Source organism: Zoogloea sp., assembly GCF_044344315.1.
Lineage (GTDB): Bacteria > Pseudomonadota > Gammaproteobacteria > Burkholderiales > Rhodocyclaceae > Zoogloea.
Genome location: NZ_JBIJDC010000093.1, coordinates 1 through 19,018, shown reverse-complemented (window position 1 = coordinate 19,018; position 19,018 = coordinate 1). Strand labels below are relative to the sequence as shown.

17 protein-coding genes and 1 pseudogene are annotated in these 19,018 nt (G+C 66.3%); 11 read left to right on the top strand and 7 right to left on the bottom strand.

Annotated elements, in window-relative coordinates:
• The coding region (locus ACIQ09_RS17105; protein ID WP_398312606.1) for a lyase family protein at window positions 1-486 on the bottom strand (486 nt) is incomplete at its 3' end.
• An 85-nt stretch (window positions 487-571) separates the two neighbouring features.
• Here ACIQ09_RS17105 and ACIQ09_RS17100 point away from each other — a divergent pair.
• The 4 genes from ACIQ09_RS17100 (at window position 572) to ACIQ09_RS17085 (ending at window position 5,817) form a co-directional block, all read left to right on the top strand.
• Window positions 572-1,591, top strand: a complete 1,020-nt coding sequence (locus tag ACIQ09_RS17100) for a sensor histidine kinase (protein WP_398312603.1) — start codon at window positions 572-574, stop codon at window positions 1,589-1,591.
• Window positions 1,588-2,364: a LytR/AlgR family response regulator transcription factor gene (locus ACIQ09_RS17095; protein WP_398312600.1), complete on the top strand. Its 777-nt coding sequence runs from the start codon at window positions 1,588-1,590 to the stop codon at window positions 2,362-2,364. Before ACIQ09_RS17100 ends, ACIQ09_RS17095 begins: the two co-directional genes overlap by 4 nt.
• A 145-nt stretch (window positions 2,365-2,509) precedes the next feature.
• Entirely contained in the window at window positions 2,510-4,651 is a 2,142-nt protein-coding gene (locus ACIQ09_RS17090; protein WP_398312612.1) for a YgiQ family radical SAM protein, read from the top strand.
• 107 nt (window positions 4,652-4,758) lie between these two features.
• A complete protein-coding gene (locus tag ACIQ09_RS17085) occupies window positions 4,759-5,817 on the top strand; it encodes a hypothetical protein (RefSeq protein ID WP_398312597.1) in 1,059 nt (352 codons plus the stop codon).
• 7 nt (window positions 5,818-5,824) lie between these two features.
• Here ACIQ09_RS17085 and ppk2 read toward each other — a convergent pair whose 3' ends face one another.
• Complete coding sequence (gene ppk2, locus ACIQ09_RS17080; protein WP_398312594.1) at window positions 5,825-6,748, bottom strand: polyphosphate kinase 2; 924 nt, start codon at window positions 6,746-6,748, stop codon at window positions 5,825-5,827.
• 316 nt (window positions 6,749-7,064) lie between these two features.
• Here ppk2 and ACIQ09_RS17075 point away from each other — a divergent pair, with 316 nt between their 5' ends.
• Window positions 7,065-7,733 carry a hypothetical protein gene (locus ACIQ09_RS17075; RefSeq protein ID WP_398312591.1) on the top strand — a complete coding sequence of 223 codons (669 nt, stop codon included), beginning with the start codon at window positions 7,065-7,067 and terminating at the stop codon, window positions 7,731-7,733.
• Window positions 7,718-7,894, top strand: coding sequence for a PEP-CTERM sorting domain-containing protein (locus ACIQ09_RS17070; RefSeq protein ID WP_398312609.1), 177 nt, complete (start codon window positions 7,718-7,720; stop codon window positions 7,892-7,894). The genes ACIQ09_RS17075 and ACIQ09_RS17070 overlap by 16 nt, the downstream gene beginning before the upstream one ends.
• Before the next feature lie 282 nt (window positions 7,895-8,176).
• Here ACIQ09_RS17070 and ppc read toward each other — a convergent pair whose 3' ends face one another.
• Window positions 8,177-10,939 (bottom strand): phosphoenolpyruvate carboxylase, encoded by a 2,763-nt coding sequence (gene ppc / locus ACIQ09_RS17065; protein ID WP_398312588.1) that lies wholly within the window; start codon window positions 10,937-10,939, stop codon window positions 8,177-8,179.
• Between the two features lie 204 nt (window positions 10,940-11,143).
• Between ppc and hemC the strand changes: the two genes are divergently transcribed.
• The 5 genes from hemC (at window position 11,144) to ahpC (ending at window position 15,945) form a co-directional block, all read left to right on the top strand.
• Window positions 11,144-12,073, top strand: a complete 930-nt coding sequence (gene hemC / locus ACIQ09_RS17060) for a hydroxymethylbilane synthase (RefSeq protein ID WP_398312585.1) — start codon at window positions 11,144-11,146, stop codon at window positions 12,071-12,073.
• Window positions 12,074-12,082: 9 nt separating this feature from the next.
• Window positions 12,083-12,874, top strand: coding sequence for a uroporphyrinogen-III synthase (locus ACIQ09_RS17055; protein WP_398312582.1), 792 nt, complete (start codon window positions 12,083-12,085; stop codon window positions 12,872-12,874).
• A gap of 10 nt (window positions 12,875-12,884) precedes the next feature.
• Window positions 12,885-13,988, top strand: coding sequence for a uroporphyrinogen-III C-methyltransferase (locus ACIQ09_RS17050; protein WP_398312579.1), 1,104 nt, complete (start codon window positions 12,885-12,887; stop codon window positions 13,986-13,988).
• Window positions 13,989-13,996: 8 nt separating this feature from the next.
• Window positions 13,997-15,172 carry a heme biosynthesis HemY N-terminal domain-containing protein gene (locus ACIQ09_RS17045; protein ID WP_398312576.1) on the top strand — a complete coding sequence of 392 codons (1,176 nt, stop codon included), beginning with the start codon at window positions 13,997-13,999 and terminating at the stop codon, window positions 15,170-15,172.
• 209 nt (window positions 15,173-15,381) lie between these two features.
• Window positions 15,382-15,945: an alkyl hydroperoxide reductase subunit C gene (gene ahpC / locus ACIQ09_RS17040; RefSeq protein ID WP_276662561.1), complete on the top strand. Its 564-nt coding sequence runs from the start codon at window positions 15,382-15,384 to the stop codon at window positions 15,943-15,945.
• Between the two features lie 141 nt (window positions 15,946-16,086).
• Here ahpC and hemF read toward each other — a convergent pair whose 3' ends face one another.
• The 4 genes and pseudogenes from hemF to purH all read right to left on the bottom strand — a co-directional run.
• Window positions 16,087-17,001 carry an oxygen-dependent coproporphyrinogen oxidase gene (gene hemF, locus ACIQ09_RS17035; RefSeq protein WP_398312573.1) on the bottom strand — a complete coding sequence of 305 codons (915 nt, stop codon included), beginning with the start codon at window positions 16,999-17,001 and terminating at the stop codon, window positions 16,087-16,089.
• A 47-nt stretch (window positions 17,002-17,048) separates the two neighbouring features.
• Window positions 17,049-17,414 (bottom strand): 5-carboxymethyl-2-hydroxymuconate Delta-isomerase, encoded by a 366-nt coding sequence (locus tag ACIQ09_RS17030; RefSeq protein ID WP_398312570.1) that lies wholly within the window; start codon window positions 17,412-17,414, stop codon window positions 17,049-17,051.
• An 84-nt stretch (window positions 17,415-17,498) separates the two neighbouring features.
• A complete protein-coding gene (purD, locus tag ACIQ09_RS17025; RefSeq protein WP_398312567.1) occupies window positions 17,499-18,788 on the bottom strand; it encodes a phosphoribosylamine--glycine ligase in 1,290 nt (429 codons plus the stop codon).
• A 13-nt stretch (window positions 18,789-18,801) separates the two neighbouring features.
• Window positions 18,802-19,018: pseudogene (gene purH, locus ACIQ09_RS17020) on the bottom strand (bifunctional phosphoribosylaminoimidazolecarboxamide formyltransferase/IMP cyclohydrolase); the annotation flags it as partial.

Genomic DNA, 19,018 nt, shown 5'->3' with positions numbered 1-19,018 from the left:
GGGCAGCGGGGTGTCGGCATGGTGCTCGGCCAGGTCGAGCACGGCCAGCTGGAATTCGCGGATCAGCCCGAGGATGGTGTCGATGGCGTCGCGCAGCCACAGGCGGATGTCGGTGGCCACCTGGTCGTTGCGGCTGCGGCCGGTGTGCAGGCGCTTGCCGGCATCGCCGACGAGGGCGGTCAGGCGCTTCTCGATGTTGAGGTGGACGTCTTCATCGTCCAGGTTCCAATTGAATTCGCCGCGTTCGATCTCGCCGACGATCTGGGCCATGCCGCGTTCGATGTCGGCCAGGTCGGTGGCGCCGATGATGCCCTGGCGGGCCAGCATGGTGGCATGGGCCAGGGAGCCGCGGATGTCCTGGGCGGCCATGCGGTTATCGAAGAACACGCTGGCGGTGTAACGCTTGACCAGGTCGGAGACGGGTTCGGTGAAACGGCCGGACCAGGCCTTGGCGGTGCCGTCCTGGGTTGCGGAGTGATCTGCCATAATTATTGATGCTCTCAGCGATAAGAGGGCCGTGCGCCACGGAGAGAAGCCCGTGGATTCAAGGTTTTGGCCCGTTTTTTGACCCATGAGTATAAAGCAAAACCCGCGCCGCGCCGGCCATGGCCGCTACGAAGGGACCCTGCCGGATTTCCGCAACCTGGGCGTCGTGCTGCGCATTTTGTTGCTGGTCAATGGGCTCGCCCTGGTGGCGGTGCTGGTCCGCAACCGGGAGGCCGCCCTGCTCGGCGAGGAGATCCTTGAGATGGCGGTGCGCGTCGAGTTTCCCCTGATCCTGTCGGTGGCGACCCTGTTCCTGCTGCGGACGCCCCTGCAGAGCCTGCCCTACCGCGCGGCTTTGGCGGCCACGGGCGCCGTGGTGCTGGGTGTGGCGGTGGGGGTTCAGGGCCTGCTGGCGCCATTGGGCTATGGCGGTGGGGTGCGTCCGTTGTTGTGGGCGCTGGTGACGGCGGGCTGCGTGATGGCGTATTTTCACCTGCGGGGGGCGGCCCGGGCGCCAGTGCTGGCGGAGGCCCGACTGCTGGCGCTGACGGCCCGCATCCGCCCGCACTTCCTGTTCAACAGTCTCAACGGCGTGCTCGGGGTGCTGCGCTCCAACCCGCGTCGCGCCGAGGAGGGGCTGGAGGAACTGGCCGACCTGTTTCGCGCCTTGATGCAGGACAACCGCGAGCTGGTGCCGCTGGCCGACGAGATCGCGCTGTGCGAGCGCTATCTCAATCTGGAGCGCTTGCGGCTCGGTGATCGACTGGAAGTGGTGTGGCGTCGGGAGGTGGCGGCGGATGCATCCCTGGTGCCGCCGCTCTTCCTTCAGCCCCTGGTCGAGAACGCGGTCTATCACGGCATCGAGCCCGGCGCCGGGCCCGGCAGGGTGTCGATTTCCATTGCCCGGCGCGGCCCGGAAGTAATCATCGAAATCGCCAATCCGGTGCTTGATGCCGAGCGCCACCATGCTGGCAACCACATGGCCGTCGATAACATCCGCGAACGCCTGATGCTGTTCTACGATCTGGAGGCCACCCTCGAAACCGAGCAGGCGGACAATGCCTACCGGGTGCGCATTCGCCTGCCCTTCCGGAGTGAACGATGAGTGACGACTTGCCCCTGGCGCCCCTGACGGTGCTCCTGGTCGATGACGAGGCACCGGCCCGGGAGCGCTTGCGTGACCTGCTGGGGGACCTGGCCGATCAGCAGCCCACCCGCATCGTCGGGATGGCTGCCAACGGTGTCGAGGCCCTGGCCCTGCTGGAGACCGAGCCGGCTGACCTGGTGATCACCGACATCCGCATGCCGGTGATGGACGGTGTCGAGCTGGCCCGCCACCTGGGGCGCCTGGAGCCGGCCCCGGCGGTGATCTTTTCGACGGCCTACGACGAGTATGCGGTGCGCGCCTTCGAGCTGGCCGCCGTGGATTACCTGCTCAAGCCCGTGCGGGCCACCCGCCTGGCCGACGCCCTGGCCAAGGCCCGCCGCCTGCGGCCCCAGGCCGATGAGGTGCTGCGCCGGATGGCGCCGGCCACCCGCAGCCATTTCAGCATCAGCGAACGGGGCCGCATCCTGCTGGTGCCAGTGTCCGGGGTGTTGTTCCTGAAGGCCGAACAGAAGTACGTGGTGGCGCGCACCCGGGAGCGCGAATACCTGCTCGACGAGTCCCTCGTGCAGCTGGAGGAGGAGTTTCCCGAGCGCTTTCTGCGCATCCACCGCAACTGCCTGATCGCCCGCTCCGCCGTCCGCGGCGTGGCCAGGGCCACCACCGGCGAGGATGGCGAGGCCCACTGGGTGATCCTGCTCGACGGGCTGGCTGAACAGCTGCCGGTCAGCCGCCGCCAGTGGCCGGCGGTCAAGGAGGCGCTCGGCCTGTGATACGCGGCGGGGAACGTCCGTTTTGACGGGTGTTCCAAGGAGGGCTCCCGTACAATTCGCCCCCATGGAAAACCCCGGCCTCGCCCCCTCCCTGCTCGCCTATCCCCCTTACCGGCCCCGCCTCAAGCCGGCGCCCTTCCTGCCCATGTCCCGGGCCGAGATGGACGCCCTGGGCTGGGACGAATGCGACATCATCGTCGTCACCGGCGATGCCTACATCGACCATCCCAGCTTCGGCATGGCCCTGATCGGCCGAACGCTGGAGGCCCAGGGCTTCCGGGTCGGCATCATCAGCCAGCCCGACTGGCACTCTGCCGATGCCTTCCGGGCGCTGGGCAAGCCGCGCCTGTTCTATGGCATCACGGCCGGCAACATGGACTCGATGATCAATCGCTACACCGCCGACCGCAAGCCGCGCTCCGACGACGCCTACACCCCCGATGCGGCCCCCGACAAACGTCCGGATCGCGCCGTCGTCGTGTATGCCCAGCGTGCCCGTGAGGCCTACCCGGACGCCAACATCGTCATCGGCAGTATTGAGGCCAGCCTGCGCCGCATCGCCCACTACGATCACTGGTCCGAGAAGGTGCGGCGTTCGGTGCTCCCCGACTCCAAGGCCGATCTGCTGGTCTTCGGGTCCGGCGAACGGGCGGTGATCGCCCTGGCCCATCGCCTGGCAGCTGGCGAGCCCATCGAAGCCATCCGTGATTTGCGTGGGACCGCCTTCATGGTCAAGCCCGGCTGGCATCCGGAGGGCTTTGTCGAGCTTGCCTCCACCGATATCGACCGGCCCGGCCCTGTCGAGCCGCACAGCGATCCCTACGCCATGGAGCCCGCCGGGGCTCCTGCAGGGGCGGCTTCGGTCGCCCAATCCACCACCCAACCCATCCGGATTGTTCCCGCGGCAGAGCGTGTCGCCGCGCGCAAGGCCGACCGGGCGCGCCAGGTGATCCGCCTGCCCGCCTACGAGGTGGTCAAGGACGACAAGGTGATGTACGCCCACGCCTCGCGCACCTTCCATCTCGAATCCAACCCCGGCAACGCCCGCGCCATGGTCCAGGCCCACGGGGTCGGCCCCGGCTGCCGCGACGTATGGCTCAATCCGCCACCGCTGCCGCTCTCCACCGAAGAGATGGACTGGGTCTTCGGCCAGCCCTATGCCCGTCAGCCCCACCCGAGCTACGGCGAGGCGCGCATCCCGGCCTGGGACATGATCCGTTTCTCCATCAACATCATGCGCGGCTGCTTTGGCGGGTGCACCTTCTGCTCCATCACCGAGCACGAGGGGCGCATCATCCAGAGCCGCTCGGAAGCCTCCATCCTCAAGGAGATCGAGGAGATCCGCGACCGCACGCCCGGCTTCACCGGCACCATCTCCGACCTGGGCGGCCCCACCGCCAACATGTACCGCATGGCCTGCAAGGACCCGAAGATCGAGTCCTCGTGCCGGCGCTTGTCCTGTGTCTTCCCGGGCATCTGCGAGAACCTCGGCACCGACCACGGCCCCCTGATCCAGCTCTACCGCAAGGCGCGGGCGATCCCGGGGGTCAAGAAAGTGCTGATCGGCTCGGGGCTGCGCTACGACCTGGCCGTGCGTTCGCCCGAGTATGTGAAGGAGCTGGTCACCCACCACGTGGGCGGCCTGCTCAAGATTGCCCCGGAACACACGGAGGACGGCCCCCTCGACAAGATGATGAAGCCGGGCATCGGCACCTATGACCGCTTCAAGGAGATGTTCGAGAAGTTTTCGAAGGAGGCGGGCAAGAAGCAGCACCTGATTCCTTACTTCATCGCCGCTCACCCCGGGACGACCGATGAAGACATGGTCAACCTGGCCCTGTGGCTGAAGGGCAACAACTTCAGGCTCGACCAGGTGCAGACCTTCATGCCGACGCCCATGGCCATGGCCACCACCATGTATCACACCGGCAAGAATCCGCTGCGCAAGGTGTCGGCGGACTCGGAAGCGGTGGATACCCCGAAGTCCGGGCGCCAGCGCCGCCTGCACAAGGCGCTGTTGCGCTACCACGACCCGGAGGGCTGGCCGCTGATCCGCGAAGCCCTGCGGGCCATGGGCCGGGCCGACCTGATCGGCGCCCAGCCGAGGCACCTGGTGCCGCGGGATCAGCCGGTGATTCTTGATCGGGGGGACGCTGGCCGGGCCGGCACTTCGCGCAAGAGCGGCGGCAAGGCCGACAGCCCGGTGGGCGCCCGTCGGGCCCCGCCGCCGGTACGGCGCGGGGCGTCTGCGCCCGTGGCGCCTCGGGCCCCCCGCGGCAAGCGTTAGATCCGATTGCCCGGTTAGCGCCGCCGGGTGAATTCCTTCCGGCAGCGCATTGACGCCCGGGGGCGCCTGATGCACCTTTCCCCTACAACAATAAGGGGGGAGACATCATGAGCATCCACAGGAAGCCCATCGGCGAACGTATCGACTGGCTCTACGAAGTGGCGCGCCGTTACTCGGCGGCTTACTGCGACCCGGAAGCCAGCATGGCCCGGGAGCGCCACCGGGCGCGGCATCCCACCGCCATCGCCGTGCTCAAGTGCATGGACGGGCGCATCAACATTCCCATCGCCACCAATACACCGCCAGGCATCATCCAGCCCTTCCGCAACCTGGGGGGCTTCTTCGATCTGGGCTGGCCGCACCTGGGTGAGGTGCTCGAACACTATGTCCATGACCGGGTGCGCAGGGGGCAGCGGGTGCTGATGTTCATCACCTACCACTATTCCCGCGGTGAGCCTCACCGCTGCTGTGCCGGCTTCAACTACCACACGGACGAGGCCATCGCCCATGTGTTCGGGGTCAAGGGGCAGGTCGAGCACGTGTTCGGGCGCGGGCATGCCACCGTCTATCCCCTGGTCTGTGGTTTTGAAACCGACGCGGACGCGCTGGTGCTGCACGGGGCCGGCGGCGCCAGCCTGGATGTGTCCACCCTGAAGGAGGACGAAACCGAGGCCAGCCTGCGGGCACGCCTGCAACCGCTGTTTCCGGATATGCCGGGGGTGATGCTGGCCGATCTGGCACGCCTGGTGGCGGGCAACATCGCCCATGTGGCCGAGGTGCGCAAGCTCGACCGGCAGCTCGACATCGAGCACCGGGAGTGGATGATCTGCGTGGGGCGCGGTTTTGACTTTCTGCATGCGCCCAACCTGGCGTTGATCATCGGCCCCTACAGCCCCGATCTCGCCGACCCCATCCGCAAGGCCGGCGCCATCATCGCCTCCAACATGCACGGCGGTCGCATTCCGGATGACGGCTTCCTGCTGCTGGCGTCTTCGCCTTACCAGGACATCGGTTCGGACCGGGCCCGGGCCGAGCTGAAGGCGCGCTTCATGGCGAACTTTGCCGCCGAGGTGATCCGCCGTGACCTGCCCGATCTGGCGCCCCGGATGACCGTGCACGCGGCCGTGCTCAACTGGGCCACCCGGGGGTTGGAAGCGCTGAGCTAGCCGCGCCTCAGCGGAAGTAGTCCGGCACGAACATCTCTGTGGGCACTTCGTGGCGCACATAGTCCGGGTGGCGGACCCGTTCCGGCAGGTCCACCAGCGGGCGTTCGACCTCGGCGTAGGGGATCTCGCCCAGCAGGTGATGGATGCAGTTGAGGCGGGCGGCCTTCTTGTCGTCGGCCTGGACGATCCACCAGGGGGCTTCGGGGATGTGGGTGCGTTCCAGCATGATCTCCTTGGCCTCGGTGTATTTCTCCCAGCGGGCGCGGGATTCCAGGTCCATGGGGCTCAGCTTCCATTGCTTCAGGGGGTCGTGGATGCGTGACAGGAAGCGGAAGTGCTGTTCGTCGTCGGTGATCGAGAACCAGTATTTGATCAGCTGGATGCCGGAGCGCACCAGCATGCGTTCAAACTCGGGCACCGAGCGGAAGAACTCTTCGTAGTCATCGTCGGAGCAGAAGCCCATGACCCGTTCGACGCCCGCCCGGTTGTACCAGCTGCGGTCGAACAGCACCATCTCGCCCGCCGCCGGAAGGTGCGGGACGTAGCGCTGGAAGTACCACTGGGTGCGCTCCCGGTCGTTGGGGGCGGGCAGGGCCACCACCCGGCACACCCGGGGGTTGAGGCGCTGGGTGATGCGCTTGATGACGCCACCCTTGCCGGCCGCGTCACGACCTTCGAAGAGGATCACCACCCGGTGCTTGGTGGTGGCCACCCAGTCCTGGAGTTTGACCAGCTCGCCCTGCAGACGCAGCAGTTCCTTGAAGTAGTTCTGGCGCTGGGCCTTTTCTGCGTCGGTGGGGGCGTGTGAGGTGCCGCTGCCTATCTCCTCGAAGCGCCGATCGTCGAGTTCCAGTTCGAGCTCTTCGTCATAGCTGTCGAGGAGTTCGCGTTCAAGGCGACGGTGCAGGTCGCTGATTTCCTGATTGTCCATGGGGTCTCCGGTCGGGGGGCAAAAGAAAAAGCCGGTTGCAGGGGCTAGCCTGCACCGGCAGTGTTGCACCTTGTCGACCGGCGAGAGCCTGCGCCGGGAGTCTGCTGCAAGGACTTCCGGGTTCGGCGCGGATGGTATGCGGCGTGAGTGTCGGAGAAATTGACAACCACCTGCGCTGTGGACTCTTTTTCAGGATGTGTGAAGTTGTCGAATTTATAAAATTCAACGACTTAAATTGTGTGTTAATTGATGGTACGGGCTTTGCTATTCATGTTTTTGTTGTTTTCTTGGTCTTTCATGAAAGGAGAAATCAGCAATGAGCAAGCGTATTTTCCTCAAAGGGTTGCTCGCACCGGCGCTCTTGGGGATAGCCTGTAACGCCAACGCCACACTGGTGATTGGTGGTGATGCCGCCAATCTGGCCTCGGCCAGCAGCATTCTGGATATTGTCTTCGCGATCGATACCAGCAGCAGCATGGCGGATGACATCAGTTCGATCGGTGTGAAGGCGCGGACTGTCATCGAGAATCTGAGCTGCCCGACCACTGATTGCTATGTGCGTGCCCGCTTCATGGGCATCACTGGCACGAGCGGTATATTCAATGAGACGGTCAGGAACTATGTGCTGGACAAGGGCGGTACGCCCGTCAGCAACAGCTCCGAAGACAATGGCCCGGCTGTGACCGATCTGGTTAACTACTATGACTGGGCCACGGATGCCGCTGCTGGTCAAAAGAACTACTGGGCGGTGGTGACGATCGGTGATGAGGGCGCGGACAACGGCTCACCGGTGAATCAGAGTGATTGGGATGCCGCGTACGCCGCCAATCAGGCCGCCAAGAGCAAGGGTGTGTTCCTCTTCTCGTGGGTGGCTGACGACCCCTTCGCGGGTGTGCCTGACCTGTTCCGAACAATGGCCACGGGAGGTTCGGGGGGGGGAACACTTTTGCGGATACGGGTGGTGCGTACATCTCCGGTCCGCTGACTGATGTCACTGTTGACCAGCAACTGCAAGACATCATTTGTCTGGCGGGTAGCGGTGGTACGGGGGGTGGGGGCGGTGGAACGGTTCCCGAGCCTGCCAGCATGGTGCTCGCAAGTTTGGGCCTTTCCGCGTTGGCCATGACGCGTCGTCGCAAGTCCTGATCCGCTGGGTAAAAAAAACCGTTTCGGCGGTAATACCGTTCAGTTCAGGTCTTTCTTCAGAAACCGGCCGGTGTAAGGGGCGGGACGTGCTTTTACGACACGGGGGTTTTGACGCCCCCGTCGTTTTTCGACGACCGCAAACTGCGTCTGGGTGCGTAGTCGTATCAGGTGGGCAGGCAGCTGTCGTGCCTGCGTTACCGCACTCTTGCTAGCAAAAAATGAAAATGCCGCTCAGTGCTAACTGAACGGCATTGCCGGCACTGCCGGGGGTGTTCTTGTGCTTCAGCCGCTGTTCCTCAGCCCCGCGGCGATGCCGTTGATGGAAAGATGGATGCCACGCCGGATGCGCTCGTCCTGATGGCCTTCGCGGTAGCGGTGCAGCAGCTCGACCTGAACATGGTTGAGCGGATCGAGATACGGGAAGCGGTTGCGGATGGAGCGCTTGAGCAAGGGGTTGGCGTCAAGCAGCTCCGCCTGTCCGGTGATGCTGAGGAGCATCTCGGTGGTGCTGGCGTGCTCCTTGGCGATGCGCGGGAAGATGGCTTCGCGCAGGGCGCTGTCCTTGACCAGTTCGGCGTAGCGGCTGGCGATGGCGATGTCGCTCTTGGCCAGCACCATGTCCATGTTGGACAGCAGGGTGGCAAAGAAGGACCACTCCTTGTGCATGGCTTGCAGGCGTGCCAGGCCGGCGTCACCGTGCTTCTTCAGGTAGGCGTGGATCGCCGAACCGAAGCCATACCAGCCCGGCAGCATGATGCGGCACTGGGCCCAGCTGAACACCCACGGGATGGCCCGCAGATCCTCGATGGCGGTGGACTTCTTGCGGGAGGCCGGGCGGCTGCCGATGTTCAGCGCGGCGATCTCCGAGATCACGGTGGATTCCCAGAAATACTGTTCGAAGCCGTCGGTCTCGTAGACCAGGTTGCGGTAAGCCTGGAAAGCCGCTTCGGACAGCTCGTCCATGGCCTCCAGGTATTCGGGCCGGGGGGCCGGGTCGCGGGGGGCGAAGAGGGTGGCTTCCAGGGTGGCGGCAGCCAGCACCTCCAGGTTGCGCCGGCCGACTTCCGGGTTGGCGTATTTGGAGGCGATCACCTCGCCCTGTTCGGTGAGGCGGATTTGGCCCTGCACGGCGCCGCCCGGCTGGGCCAGGATGGCCTGGTAGCTGGGGCCGCCGCCGCGGCCGACGGAGCCGCCGCGGCCGTGGAACAGGCGCAGGCGCACACCGTGGCGGGCGAAGGTGTCCACCAGGCCGATCTCGGCCTTGTAGAGCTCCCAGCCGGAGGTGAGGAAGCCGCCGTCCTTGTTGCTGTCGGAGTAGCCGAGCATCACCTCCTGCTCCTTGCGGCGGGACGCCAGCAGGGCCATGTAGGCCGGGATGGCGAACAGGCGGTCCATGACGCCGGCGGCGTTCTGCAGGTCGCCGATGGTCTCGAACAGCGGGATGATGTTCACGTCCAGGGCGCCTTCGAGGGGGCGCAGCAGGCCGGTTTCCTTGGCCAGCACGGCCACCTCGAGGATGTCGGAGACGTCGTCGGTCTTGGAGATGATGCAGTTGGGCACGGCGGCCTTGCCGTAGCGCAGGTGGGCGGCGCGGGCCGCACGGAAGATGGCCAGTTCGCCCTGGCTCTCCTCGGAGTAGTCGATCCACGGGGACGCCAGCGGGCGGGGCGTGGCCAGCTCCTCGAGCAGCATCTCGATGCGGCCAGCCTCGTCCAGGGCCAGGTAGTCGCGGGACGGGTCGATGGACTTGATCAGTTCGGCGACGACACGCTCGTGGACATCCGAGTTCTGGCGCAGGTCGATGGGCGCCAGATGGAAGCCGAACACCGACACGGCGCGGCGCAGGTGGCGCAGGCGGCCGCGGGCCAGGGCGCCGAGGCCGTTGGCGGTGAGGGAACGGTGCACGACCTCCAATTCGTCGGCCAGCTCGTCAGGCCCGGCGTAGGGGGCCGCGGCAGCCACCGCGTGGCGCGGGGGTTGATGGCCGAGGAGCTGGGCGTAGGTGGCGGCGAGGCGGGCATAGACGCCGGTCAGGGCGCGGCGGTAGGGCTCGTCGCTGCGGTGGGGCGAGCCGTCCGGTGAGGCGCCGGCCAGACGCAGCAGGGCATCGGATGCGCTGACCAGACCCTGGGCCACCGATAGCTGGGAGCCGAGGGTGTGCACCTCGTCCATGTAATAGGTGAGGACCTTCTCGGCCTGGGTGGCCAGTGCCTTCTCGAGGATCTCGGCGGTGACGAAGGGGTTGCCGTCCCGGTCGCCGCCGATCCAGCTGCCCACGCGCAGAAAGTTGGGCAGCTCAAGGGCGCCCCAGGTCCGGTCACGGCTGCTCAGTCGGTCTTCGAGGCCTGCGTAAAGGCGCGGCAGTTCCCGCAGGAAGGTGTAGTCGAAGTAGGACAGGCCGTTGCTCACTTCGTCCATCACCGACAGCTTTTCGGTGCGCAGCATGCGGGTCTGCCACAGGGTCAGTACGGCGCGGCGCAGGGCTTCGTCGTTGGCGTCCTGCTCCTCGGGGGTCAGCTGCATGCGGTCGCGCTCGTCGAGCAGGCGGGCGATGACCATCTGACAGTTGAGGATGCTCTTGCGCTGGACTTCGGTGGGATGGGCGGTGAGCACCGGCACCACGTTGGCCGTGTCGAAAAAGGCGGCCAGTTCGGTGCTGCCCAAGCCGGCGTCGAAGGCGCGCTGCAGGGCGTGGGCCAGGCTGCCCTCCCGCGGCGCCGAGCCAGCAATCTGGTGGGCACGGGAGCGGCGGATGTGGTGCTGGTCCTCGGCGATGTTGGAGAGATGCGAGAAGTAGCTGAAGGCGCGCACCACGTCGATGGTCTGGTCGCGGGACAGCGAATCGAGGGTGGCCTCCAGCTCGCGGCGCGCGCCATGGTCCTCATGACGGCGAAAGCGGATGGAGCTCTGGCGGATGGTCTCCACCAGGTCGAACACCGCCTCGCCCTCCTGGGCACGCACGGTGTCACCCAGCACGCGGCCGAGCAGGCGGATATCGTCGCGGAGGGGGAGGTCTTTGTCTTCGCTGGTGTTCTGGTCGCTCATCGTGGCGGAATCCTGTCCTGTCGGTTGCGGTCGGCGCGAAAGTCGCATTAGGGCCCCATGCTAGAATCTTGACCTGAATGGCCGCCATAGGTGCCTACCCTGATGCTGCACTGCGGAAGTCCGCAGAGTGCCCCGGTTGGCCCGTGCTTGTCCATATCGCTGCGTCGCCCCGATCATCCTTTCAGCCAGCCGAGCCCGAATACCGTGAGCGCATCTACGCCCGACCGCATCGTCATCGCCACCCGTGAAAGCCGTCTTGCCCTGTGGCAGGCCGAGCACGTCAAGGCCCGTCTCGAAGCCCTCTATCCGTCCTGTAGCGTGGAACTGCTCGGCATGACCACGCGCGGTGACCAGATCCTCGACCGGCCGCTGGCCAAGGTGGGTGGCAAGGGCCTGTTCGTGAAGGAACTCGAAACCGCGCTGCTCGACCGCGCCGCCGACATCGCCGTACATTCCATGAAAGATGTACCGATGACCCTGGCGCCCGAGTTCGCGCTGGTGGCCATCGCCGAGCGTGAAGTGCCGCTGGATGCCTTTGTGTCCAACAAGTATGAAAGCCTCGATGACATGCCGCCTGGCGCCGTTGTGGGCACCTCCAGCCTGCGCCGCGAATCCCAGATCCACGCTCAGTATCCGATGCTGGCAGTGAGCAGCCTGCGTGGCAACCTCGACACCCGCCTGCGCAAGCTCGATGAAGGCCAGTACGACGCGATCATCCTCGCCGCCGCGGGGCTGACCCGCCTGGGTCTGGCCAGCCGTATCCGCTCCACCCTGCCCGCCGAAGTGTCCCTGCCGGCTGCCGGCCAGGGGGCACTGGGTATCGAGGCCCTGTCCGACCGCCCTGAAGTGGCGGCCTGGATTGCCCCGCTTGCCGATGCGCGCTCAGCCGCCTGCGTGCGTGCCGAGCGCGCCACCTCCCGGGCCCTGGCGGGCAGTTGCGAAGTGCCGCTGGGGGCTTATGCCGAGGTGCAGGATGACGAGCTGTGGCTGCGCGGTTTTGTCGCCCTGCCGGACGGCTCGCGCATCGCCCGGGCCGAGCGTCGTGGCCCTGTCGACCAGCCGGAAGCCCTGGGCCTGGCCCTGGCTGCTGACCTGCGGGCCGATGGCGCCGACGAGATCCTCGCCGGTCTGTAAGTTACCGGAATGGGTGAGCAGCCCCTCGCAGGGCGTTCCATCGTCATCACCCGCCCCGCCGGGCAGGCCGACAGCCTGTGCGCGGCAGTCGCTGCACTGGGCGCAGAGCCCCTGCGCTTTCCACTGTTGACCATCTCGCCGGTGCGTGACACGGCCCTGCTGGAGGCCGTGGCTCGGCGCCTGGATGAGTTCTCCCTGGCTTTTTTCGTCAGCCCCAATGCCGTCAATCTCGGCCTCGATGCCCTGCTGCGTGTGAGGCCGTGGCCGACCGGGCTGGCGTTGTCCACAGTGGGGAAGGGCAGCGAGGCGGCCCTGGCGGCCCGGGGTTTTCAGCAGGTCATCGCACCCGACAGCGGCTTTGACAGCGAATCCGTCCTGGCCCTGCCGGCCTTCCAGGAGCAGGCCGTGGCGGGCAGGCGGGTATTGATCCTGCGTGGGGATGGTGGCCGTGATCTGCTCGGCGATACCCTGCGCGCCCGTGGGGCCGAGGTTGAGTACCTGACCTGCTACCACCGTAGTGGCCCCAGCGACGAGCCGGCGCCTCTGCTGGAGCGTGCCCGGGCCGGGCGCCTTGATGCCCTGACGCTGACCAGCAGCGAAGGCTTGGGCTACCTCCAGGCCTTGCCTGGTGGCGAAGCTTTGCTCCGGGTGCCGGTCTTCGCGCCCCATCCACGTATCGGCGAGCGAGCCCGGGGTGCCGGGTTCGCCTCCGTGATCATCACCGCAGCAGGGGATTCCGGGCTGATCGACGGACTTGTCGCCCATTTTTCCGTGCGCAACCACAACACTTATCCGGGTTAAACTCACGCCCATGAGCAGCGAAATCCCCAGTCTTCCGCCCCTCGAGGCAGCCCAGCCCGCCGTGCCGGCGCAAGTCGCTTCTTCCCCCTGGCTTCGTCCCTCCGCAGCCATTGCTGCCATTGCCCTGGCCTTGTTGGGCTGGCAATGGATGGAAACCCGTGGTCGGCTGGCCGACCTGCAGGAAGAGCTGGCCCGGCGCCTGTCGGATGGCGATTCGGTGGCCAAGGAGGCCCTGACGCTGACGCGCCAGAATCAGGAGAACCTGCAGGATCTGCAGAACAAGGTCGGGGTGCTGGACGCCCGCTTTTCTGAAACCCAGGGCCAGCAACTGGCCCTGGAGGCGATGTACCAGGAGTTCTCGCGGACCCGTGACGACCGGGTGCTGTCCGAGGTGGATCAGGCTGTGACCATCGCGGCTCAGCAGCTTCAGCTGGCCGGCAATGTGCACAATGCACTGGCGGCCCTGCAGACGGCCGATGCCCGCCTGGCCAGTGTCGATCGCCCCCAGTGGCTGTCGATACGCAAGGCCCTGGCTGAGGATATCGAGGCGCTCAAGGCCCTGCCCCAGGTGGATTCGGCCGGTGTGGCGCTCAAGCTCGAGACCCTGATGGGGCGCCTCGACGCGCTGCCACTGGCCTTCGAGGCCCGTCCCAAGGCTCCGCCCCCGCCCCGGGAGAGCGAGCCGGGATGGCTGTCGGCCCTGTGGCTGGATTTCTGGAGCGAGTTCAGCCAGCTTGTCCGCATCGAACGCATGGATCGTCCCGATCCGGCCCTGCTGGCCCCCAGCAATGCCGTGTTCCTGCGTGAAAACCTCAAGCTGCGCCTCATGAATGCCCGGCTTGCCCTGCTCACCCGCGACGGCAACACCTTCCGCGAGGACATGCGCCTGTCGGCCAGCTGGCTGGAGCGTTATTTCGATCTGCGCAACGCTGCCGTTGCGGCTGCCCGTGACGAGTTGCTGGCCCTGCAGAAATCCCCGGTCGGTGTCGATCTGCCGCCCTTGCTGGCCAGCCAGAATGCCCTGCGCGGCGTGCAAGCCCTTTCCGAGCGTCGTGCCGAGCCCATTCCCGCCGCACCGGCGGCCAAGGCGGCCCGCCCGGCCAGGAAGAACTGAGGTCGGCCATGCGAGGATTGCTGTGGTTGATCGGCCTGTTTGCCCTGGCCGCCGGACTGGCGGTTGCCGGCCGCTATAACGAGGGCTACGCCCTGCTGGTGTGGCCGCCGTACCGCATCCAGATCTCCATGAACCTGCTGTTTCTGCTCTTCGTGGGCAGCTTTGCCGCGCTGTACGCCCTGTCACGGCTGGTGGCGCGCACGGCGGCCCTGCCTCGTGCGGTGCAGAGCTTCCGGGCCCGCAAGAGTCGCGAACGGGCTTCGCAGGCGCTCTACGATGCGGCGCGGCTGCGTATCGAGGGGCGCTTTGGGCAGGCTCTCAAGCAGGCCAGTGTCGCCTATGAGGCCAAGGAGTCGCCCGGTCTTGCGGCCTTGCTGGCAGCGCGAGCGGCCCACTCCCTGCGCGACGAGGCGCGTTACCGGGAATGGCTGGACAAGGCCGCTGCCCATGACAACGAGGTGCGTGTTGCACGTCTGATGACCGAAGCCGAACTCGCCGTCGAGGGGCGTCGCTTCGATGAAGCTGCCGAGCGCATTGCCGATCTGCAGGCAGGGGGGCAGCGCCATATCGCCGCCCTGCGCCTGGCCTTGCGCACGGCCCAGGCCAAGGGCAACTGGGTCGAGGCCGTTCGCCTAGTCCGCCAACTGGTCAAGGTCAAGGCCCTCACGGCCGATCAGGCCGACCCGGTCAAGCGGCGTGCGCACCAGGAAGGGCTGCGTCAGCGGGCAGGTGATGCCCAGGCCTTGCTGGCCTATTGGCATGACTTGCCCCGGGACGAGCAGCGGGATGCCCGTCTGGTGGGTGAGCTGGCCAGGGCTCTGCTTGCATCCGGCGAGAGTGCTGCGGCCCAGAAGGCCATAGAGTCGCAGCTGACCCTGGGCTGGGATTCCAATCTGGCCGATATCTACGGGCGCTGTGAGGGGGGCGATGTACGTAGCCGCCTGGCCAGCGCCGAGGACTGGTTGAAACGCCATCCGCGGGATCCGCAGCTTCTGCTCAGCCTTGGCCGCTTGTGTGTCCAGTCCCAATTGTGGGGCAAGGCCGAGAGCTATCTCGATGCGGCCCTGGCCATCGAGCCGGGCTGGGAAGCCCATGTGGAGCTGGCACGTCTGGCTGAGCGCATCGGTCGTACCGATGATGCCAATCGTCACTATCGTGCTGCGGCGGAGTTGTCGCGGCGCTGAGCATTCCGGGCCGGGGCTCTCCGGCCTGACTTTTCCGTTTCAGATTCCTGGAATACCCTATGCATTTTCCGGCCGGCCGGGCGGCCCTTGGAAACAGGTTGATTGATAGTTTTTGCCAATTCAGATCATTTCATCAATCAATTTGAACGATAGGGTCGTCCGGCCTATGATGTGGGTTCCCAGTCTTCTCAACCAGTGAAGGAAACGCAATGTCCCTGATCAATACCGAAATCAAGCCGTTTAAGGCCACCGCTTACAGCAATGGCAAGTTCGTTCCGGTCACCGACGCCGACCTGAAGGGCAAGTGGTCCGTGGTTTTCTTCTACCCCGCCGACTTCACCTTCGTCTGCCCGACCGAGCTGGGCGACCTGGCTGACGTGTACCCCGAATTCCAGAAGCTGGGCGTGGAGTGCTACTCCGTGTCCACCGACACCCACTTCACCCACAAGGCCTGGCACGACGCCTCCGACACGATCAAGAAGATCAATTACCCGATGATCGGCGACCCGACTGGCGCCATCACCCGCAACTTCGACGTGATGATCGAGGAAGAGGGCCTGGCCCTGCGTGGCACCTTCGTGATCAACCCCGAGGGCGTGATCAAGGTCGCCGAGATTCACGACCTGGGCATCGGCCGTGACGCCAAGGAACTGCTGCGCAAGGTGCAGGCTGCCCAGTACGTGGCCTCCCACCCGGGCGAAGTCTGCCCCGCCAAGTGGACTCCGGGCGACGCCACCCTGTCCCCGTCCCTGGATCTGGTCGGCAAGATCTGAGGTATCGACACACAGCCCTCCGGGCTGTTGTGGAATGCCCGGGCGCCTTCAGGCGTGCCGGGCGTTTTTACGTCTGTCGAAACAAAAAGGCCGCGGGATCACTCCGGCGGCCTTGTCTGGGTTTAGGTCGGTGTGCGAGCGTCAGGCCCAGTCCCGCGCGACCAGGAAATCGGTGTACAGGCGGGCTTCCGGGCTGCCGGCTTCGGGGTGCCAGTCGTAGCGCCATTTGACGATGGGCGGCATGGACATCAGGATGGACTCGGTGCGCCCGCCGGACTGGAGGCCGAAGAGGGTTCCCCGGTCGAAGACCAGGTTGAACTCCACATAACGGCCCCTGCGGTAGGCCTGGAAGTCGCGCTCGCGTTCGCCATAGGGTGTGTCCTGGCGGCGCTCTACGACGGGCAGGTAGGCCGGCAGGAAGGCATCGCCGACGCTGCGGGTCATGGCAAACGCGGCATCGAAATCCACCTGGCCGTCGGCACCGTGGTCATCGAAGAACAGACCGCCAACACCTCGCGGTTCATTGCGGTGCTTGAGGAAGAAGTAGCGGTCGCACCAGTCCTTCAGCCGCGCGTATTCGGCTTCGCCCCAGGGCAGTACGGCGGCCTTGCAGGTGGCGTGGAAATGGCGGACGTCCTCCTCGAAGGGGTAGTAGGGGGTCAGGTCCATGCCGCCGCCGAACCACCACACGTCGTCCTTGCCGGGGGCACTTGCGATGAAGAAGCGCACGTTCATGTGCACCGTGGGGCAATAGGGGTTGCGCGGATGCAGGACCAGCGAGACGCCCATGGCTTCATAGCTGCGGCCAGCAAGCTCCGGACGGGCGGCAGTTGCGGAGGGGGGCAGGCCTTCGCCCATCACGTGGGAGAAGTTGCAGCCGCCCCGTTCGAAGAAGTTGCCGTCTTCGATCAGGCGGGTCAGGCCGCCGCCGCCGGCCGGGCGGTCCCAGCTGTCGGTGACGAAGGGCTTGCCGTCAAACTGTTCGAGGGCGGAGACGATGCGGGCCTGCAGGTCGAGGAGATAGGCTTTGACGGCGGCGCGGTCGGGCATGGGCATTCTCGGGGGGGCGAAAAAACGGCTCCATGGGAGCCGGGGAGAGCGGATCAGCTGGCGGGCAGCAAGCGCTTGGCGTAGACGTCCCGATCCATGTCGCGGGCGTCGGCAGTGATCTGCACGATCCGGTTGCCCGGGCTGACGCAGCTGCTCAAGGCCAGCACCAGGGCTTCGGTGAGGCGTTGCTTGGTGGGTTTGTCGCGACCCGACAGCATGGCCAGTTCGGCGTGCACGAAGCCGTGGTCCGCGCCGCTGCCGACACGGAAGTGCTGTACCGGAATCAGGCGGACCTTGATGGAGTCAGGCGGATTGAAGACGCCGCTGGAGAGGAGGGCGTCACAGGCCGCCTGGGCCAGGGCAGCCCCGTCAAAGCGGCCTGCCATGTTCTCGCTGTATTCGATGCGCAGATGTGGCATGTCAGTACGCGCCAAGCTGCCTCACGCGTACCGTCCCCCTGGGGGGCAGTGCGCGTGAGCGTGGGGGGTGTTTCATCATCGTATTCAACCCTTGCGCCCGACGGCACGGTAGCCGATGTCGCGACGGCACTGCATGCCGTCGAAGTGGATCTGGTCCACCAGCTCGTAGGCACGCTTCTGGGCGCTCTTCACGTTGTCGCCGAGGGCGGTGACACACAGCACACGACCACCGCTGGTACGGATCTCTCCATCGACTTCGGTGGTGCCGGCGTGAAAGACATGGGCGTCGTCCGCGGCTACAGCAGGCAAGCCATGGATGGCGTCACCCTTGCGGGGGCTGTCCGGGTAACCGGCAGCGGCCATCACCACGCCGAGGGCAAAGCGGCGGTCCCATTCGGCTTCGATCTTGTCGAGCTTGCCGGCGATGGCCGCCTCGACCAGGTCCACCAGGTCGGACTTGAGGCGCATCATGATCGGCTGGGTTTCCGGGTCGCCCATGCGGCAGTTGAATTCGACCACCCGGGGGGCGCCCTTGGCGTCGATCATCAGGCCGGCGTACAGGAAGCCGGTATAGGGCAGGCCCTCGGCGCTCATGCCGGCCAGGGTCGGCATGATGACCTCGCGCATGGCGCGGGCATGCACTTCGGGGGTCACGACGGGGGCGGGCGAGTAGGCGCCCATGCCGCCGGTGTTGGGGCCCAGGTCGGCATCCCTGAGGCGCTTGTGGTCTTGCGAGGTGGCCAGGGGCAGGGCGTGACGGCCGTCGGCCATGACGATGAAGCTGGCTTCCTCGCCGTCCATGAACTCTTCGATCACCACCCGTGGGCCGCGCTCGTCGTACTGCACGCCCAGGGTGTTGTGGGTGAGCATGGCGTCGATGGCGGCGTGCGCTTCCTCAAGGGTCATGGCCACGACCACGCCCTTGCCGGCGGCAAGGCCGTCGGCCTTGATGACGATGGGGGCACCTTCGGTGTCTACGTAGGCGTGGGCCGCGGCGGAGTCGGAGAAGGTCTGGTAGCGGGCCGTGGGAATCTTGTGGCGCTGCAGGAACTGCTTGGCGAAGTCCTTGGAGCTCTCCAGCTGGGCGGCGAGCCGGGTCGGCCCGAAGATCGGCAGGCCGACCGCACGGAAGGCGTCCACGACACCTGCAGCGAGGGGCGCCTCGGGGCCGACCACGGTCAGGCCGATCTGCTCCTTGCGGACGAAGTCGATCAGGTCGGGAATGGCCGTGATGGCCACGTTCTCGATGCCGGGTTCGCGGGCCGTGCCCGGGTTGCCCGGGGCGACGCAGACTTTATGGACCCGCGGTGAGCGGGCCAGCTTCCAGGCCAGCGCGTGTTCGCGCCCGCCGGAGCCGATGACGAGGATCTTCATGGGAGGGCGCGGATCAGTGGCGGAAATGACGGAAGCCGGTCAGGACCATGGCGATGCCCTGCTCGTCGGCGGCGGCGATGACCTCGGCGTCGCGCATGGAGCCGCCCGGCTGGATGACCGCGGTGGCGCCGGCCTGGGCCAGCACGTCGAGGCCGTCACGGAACGGGAAGAAGGCATCGGAGGCCACCACGCAGCCAGGGATGACGAGGCCGGCGTTCTCGGCCTTGATC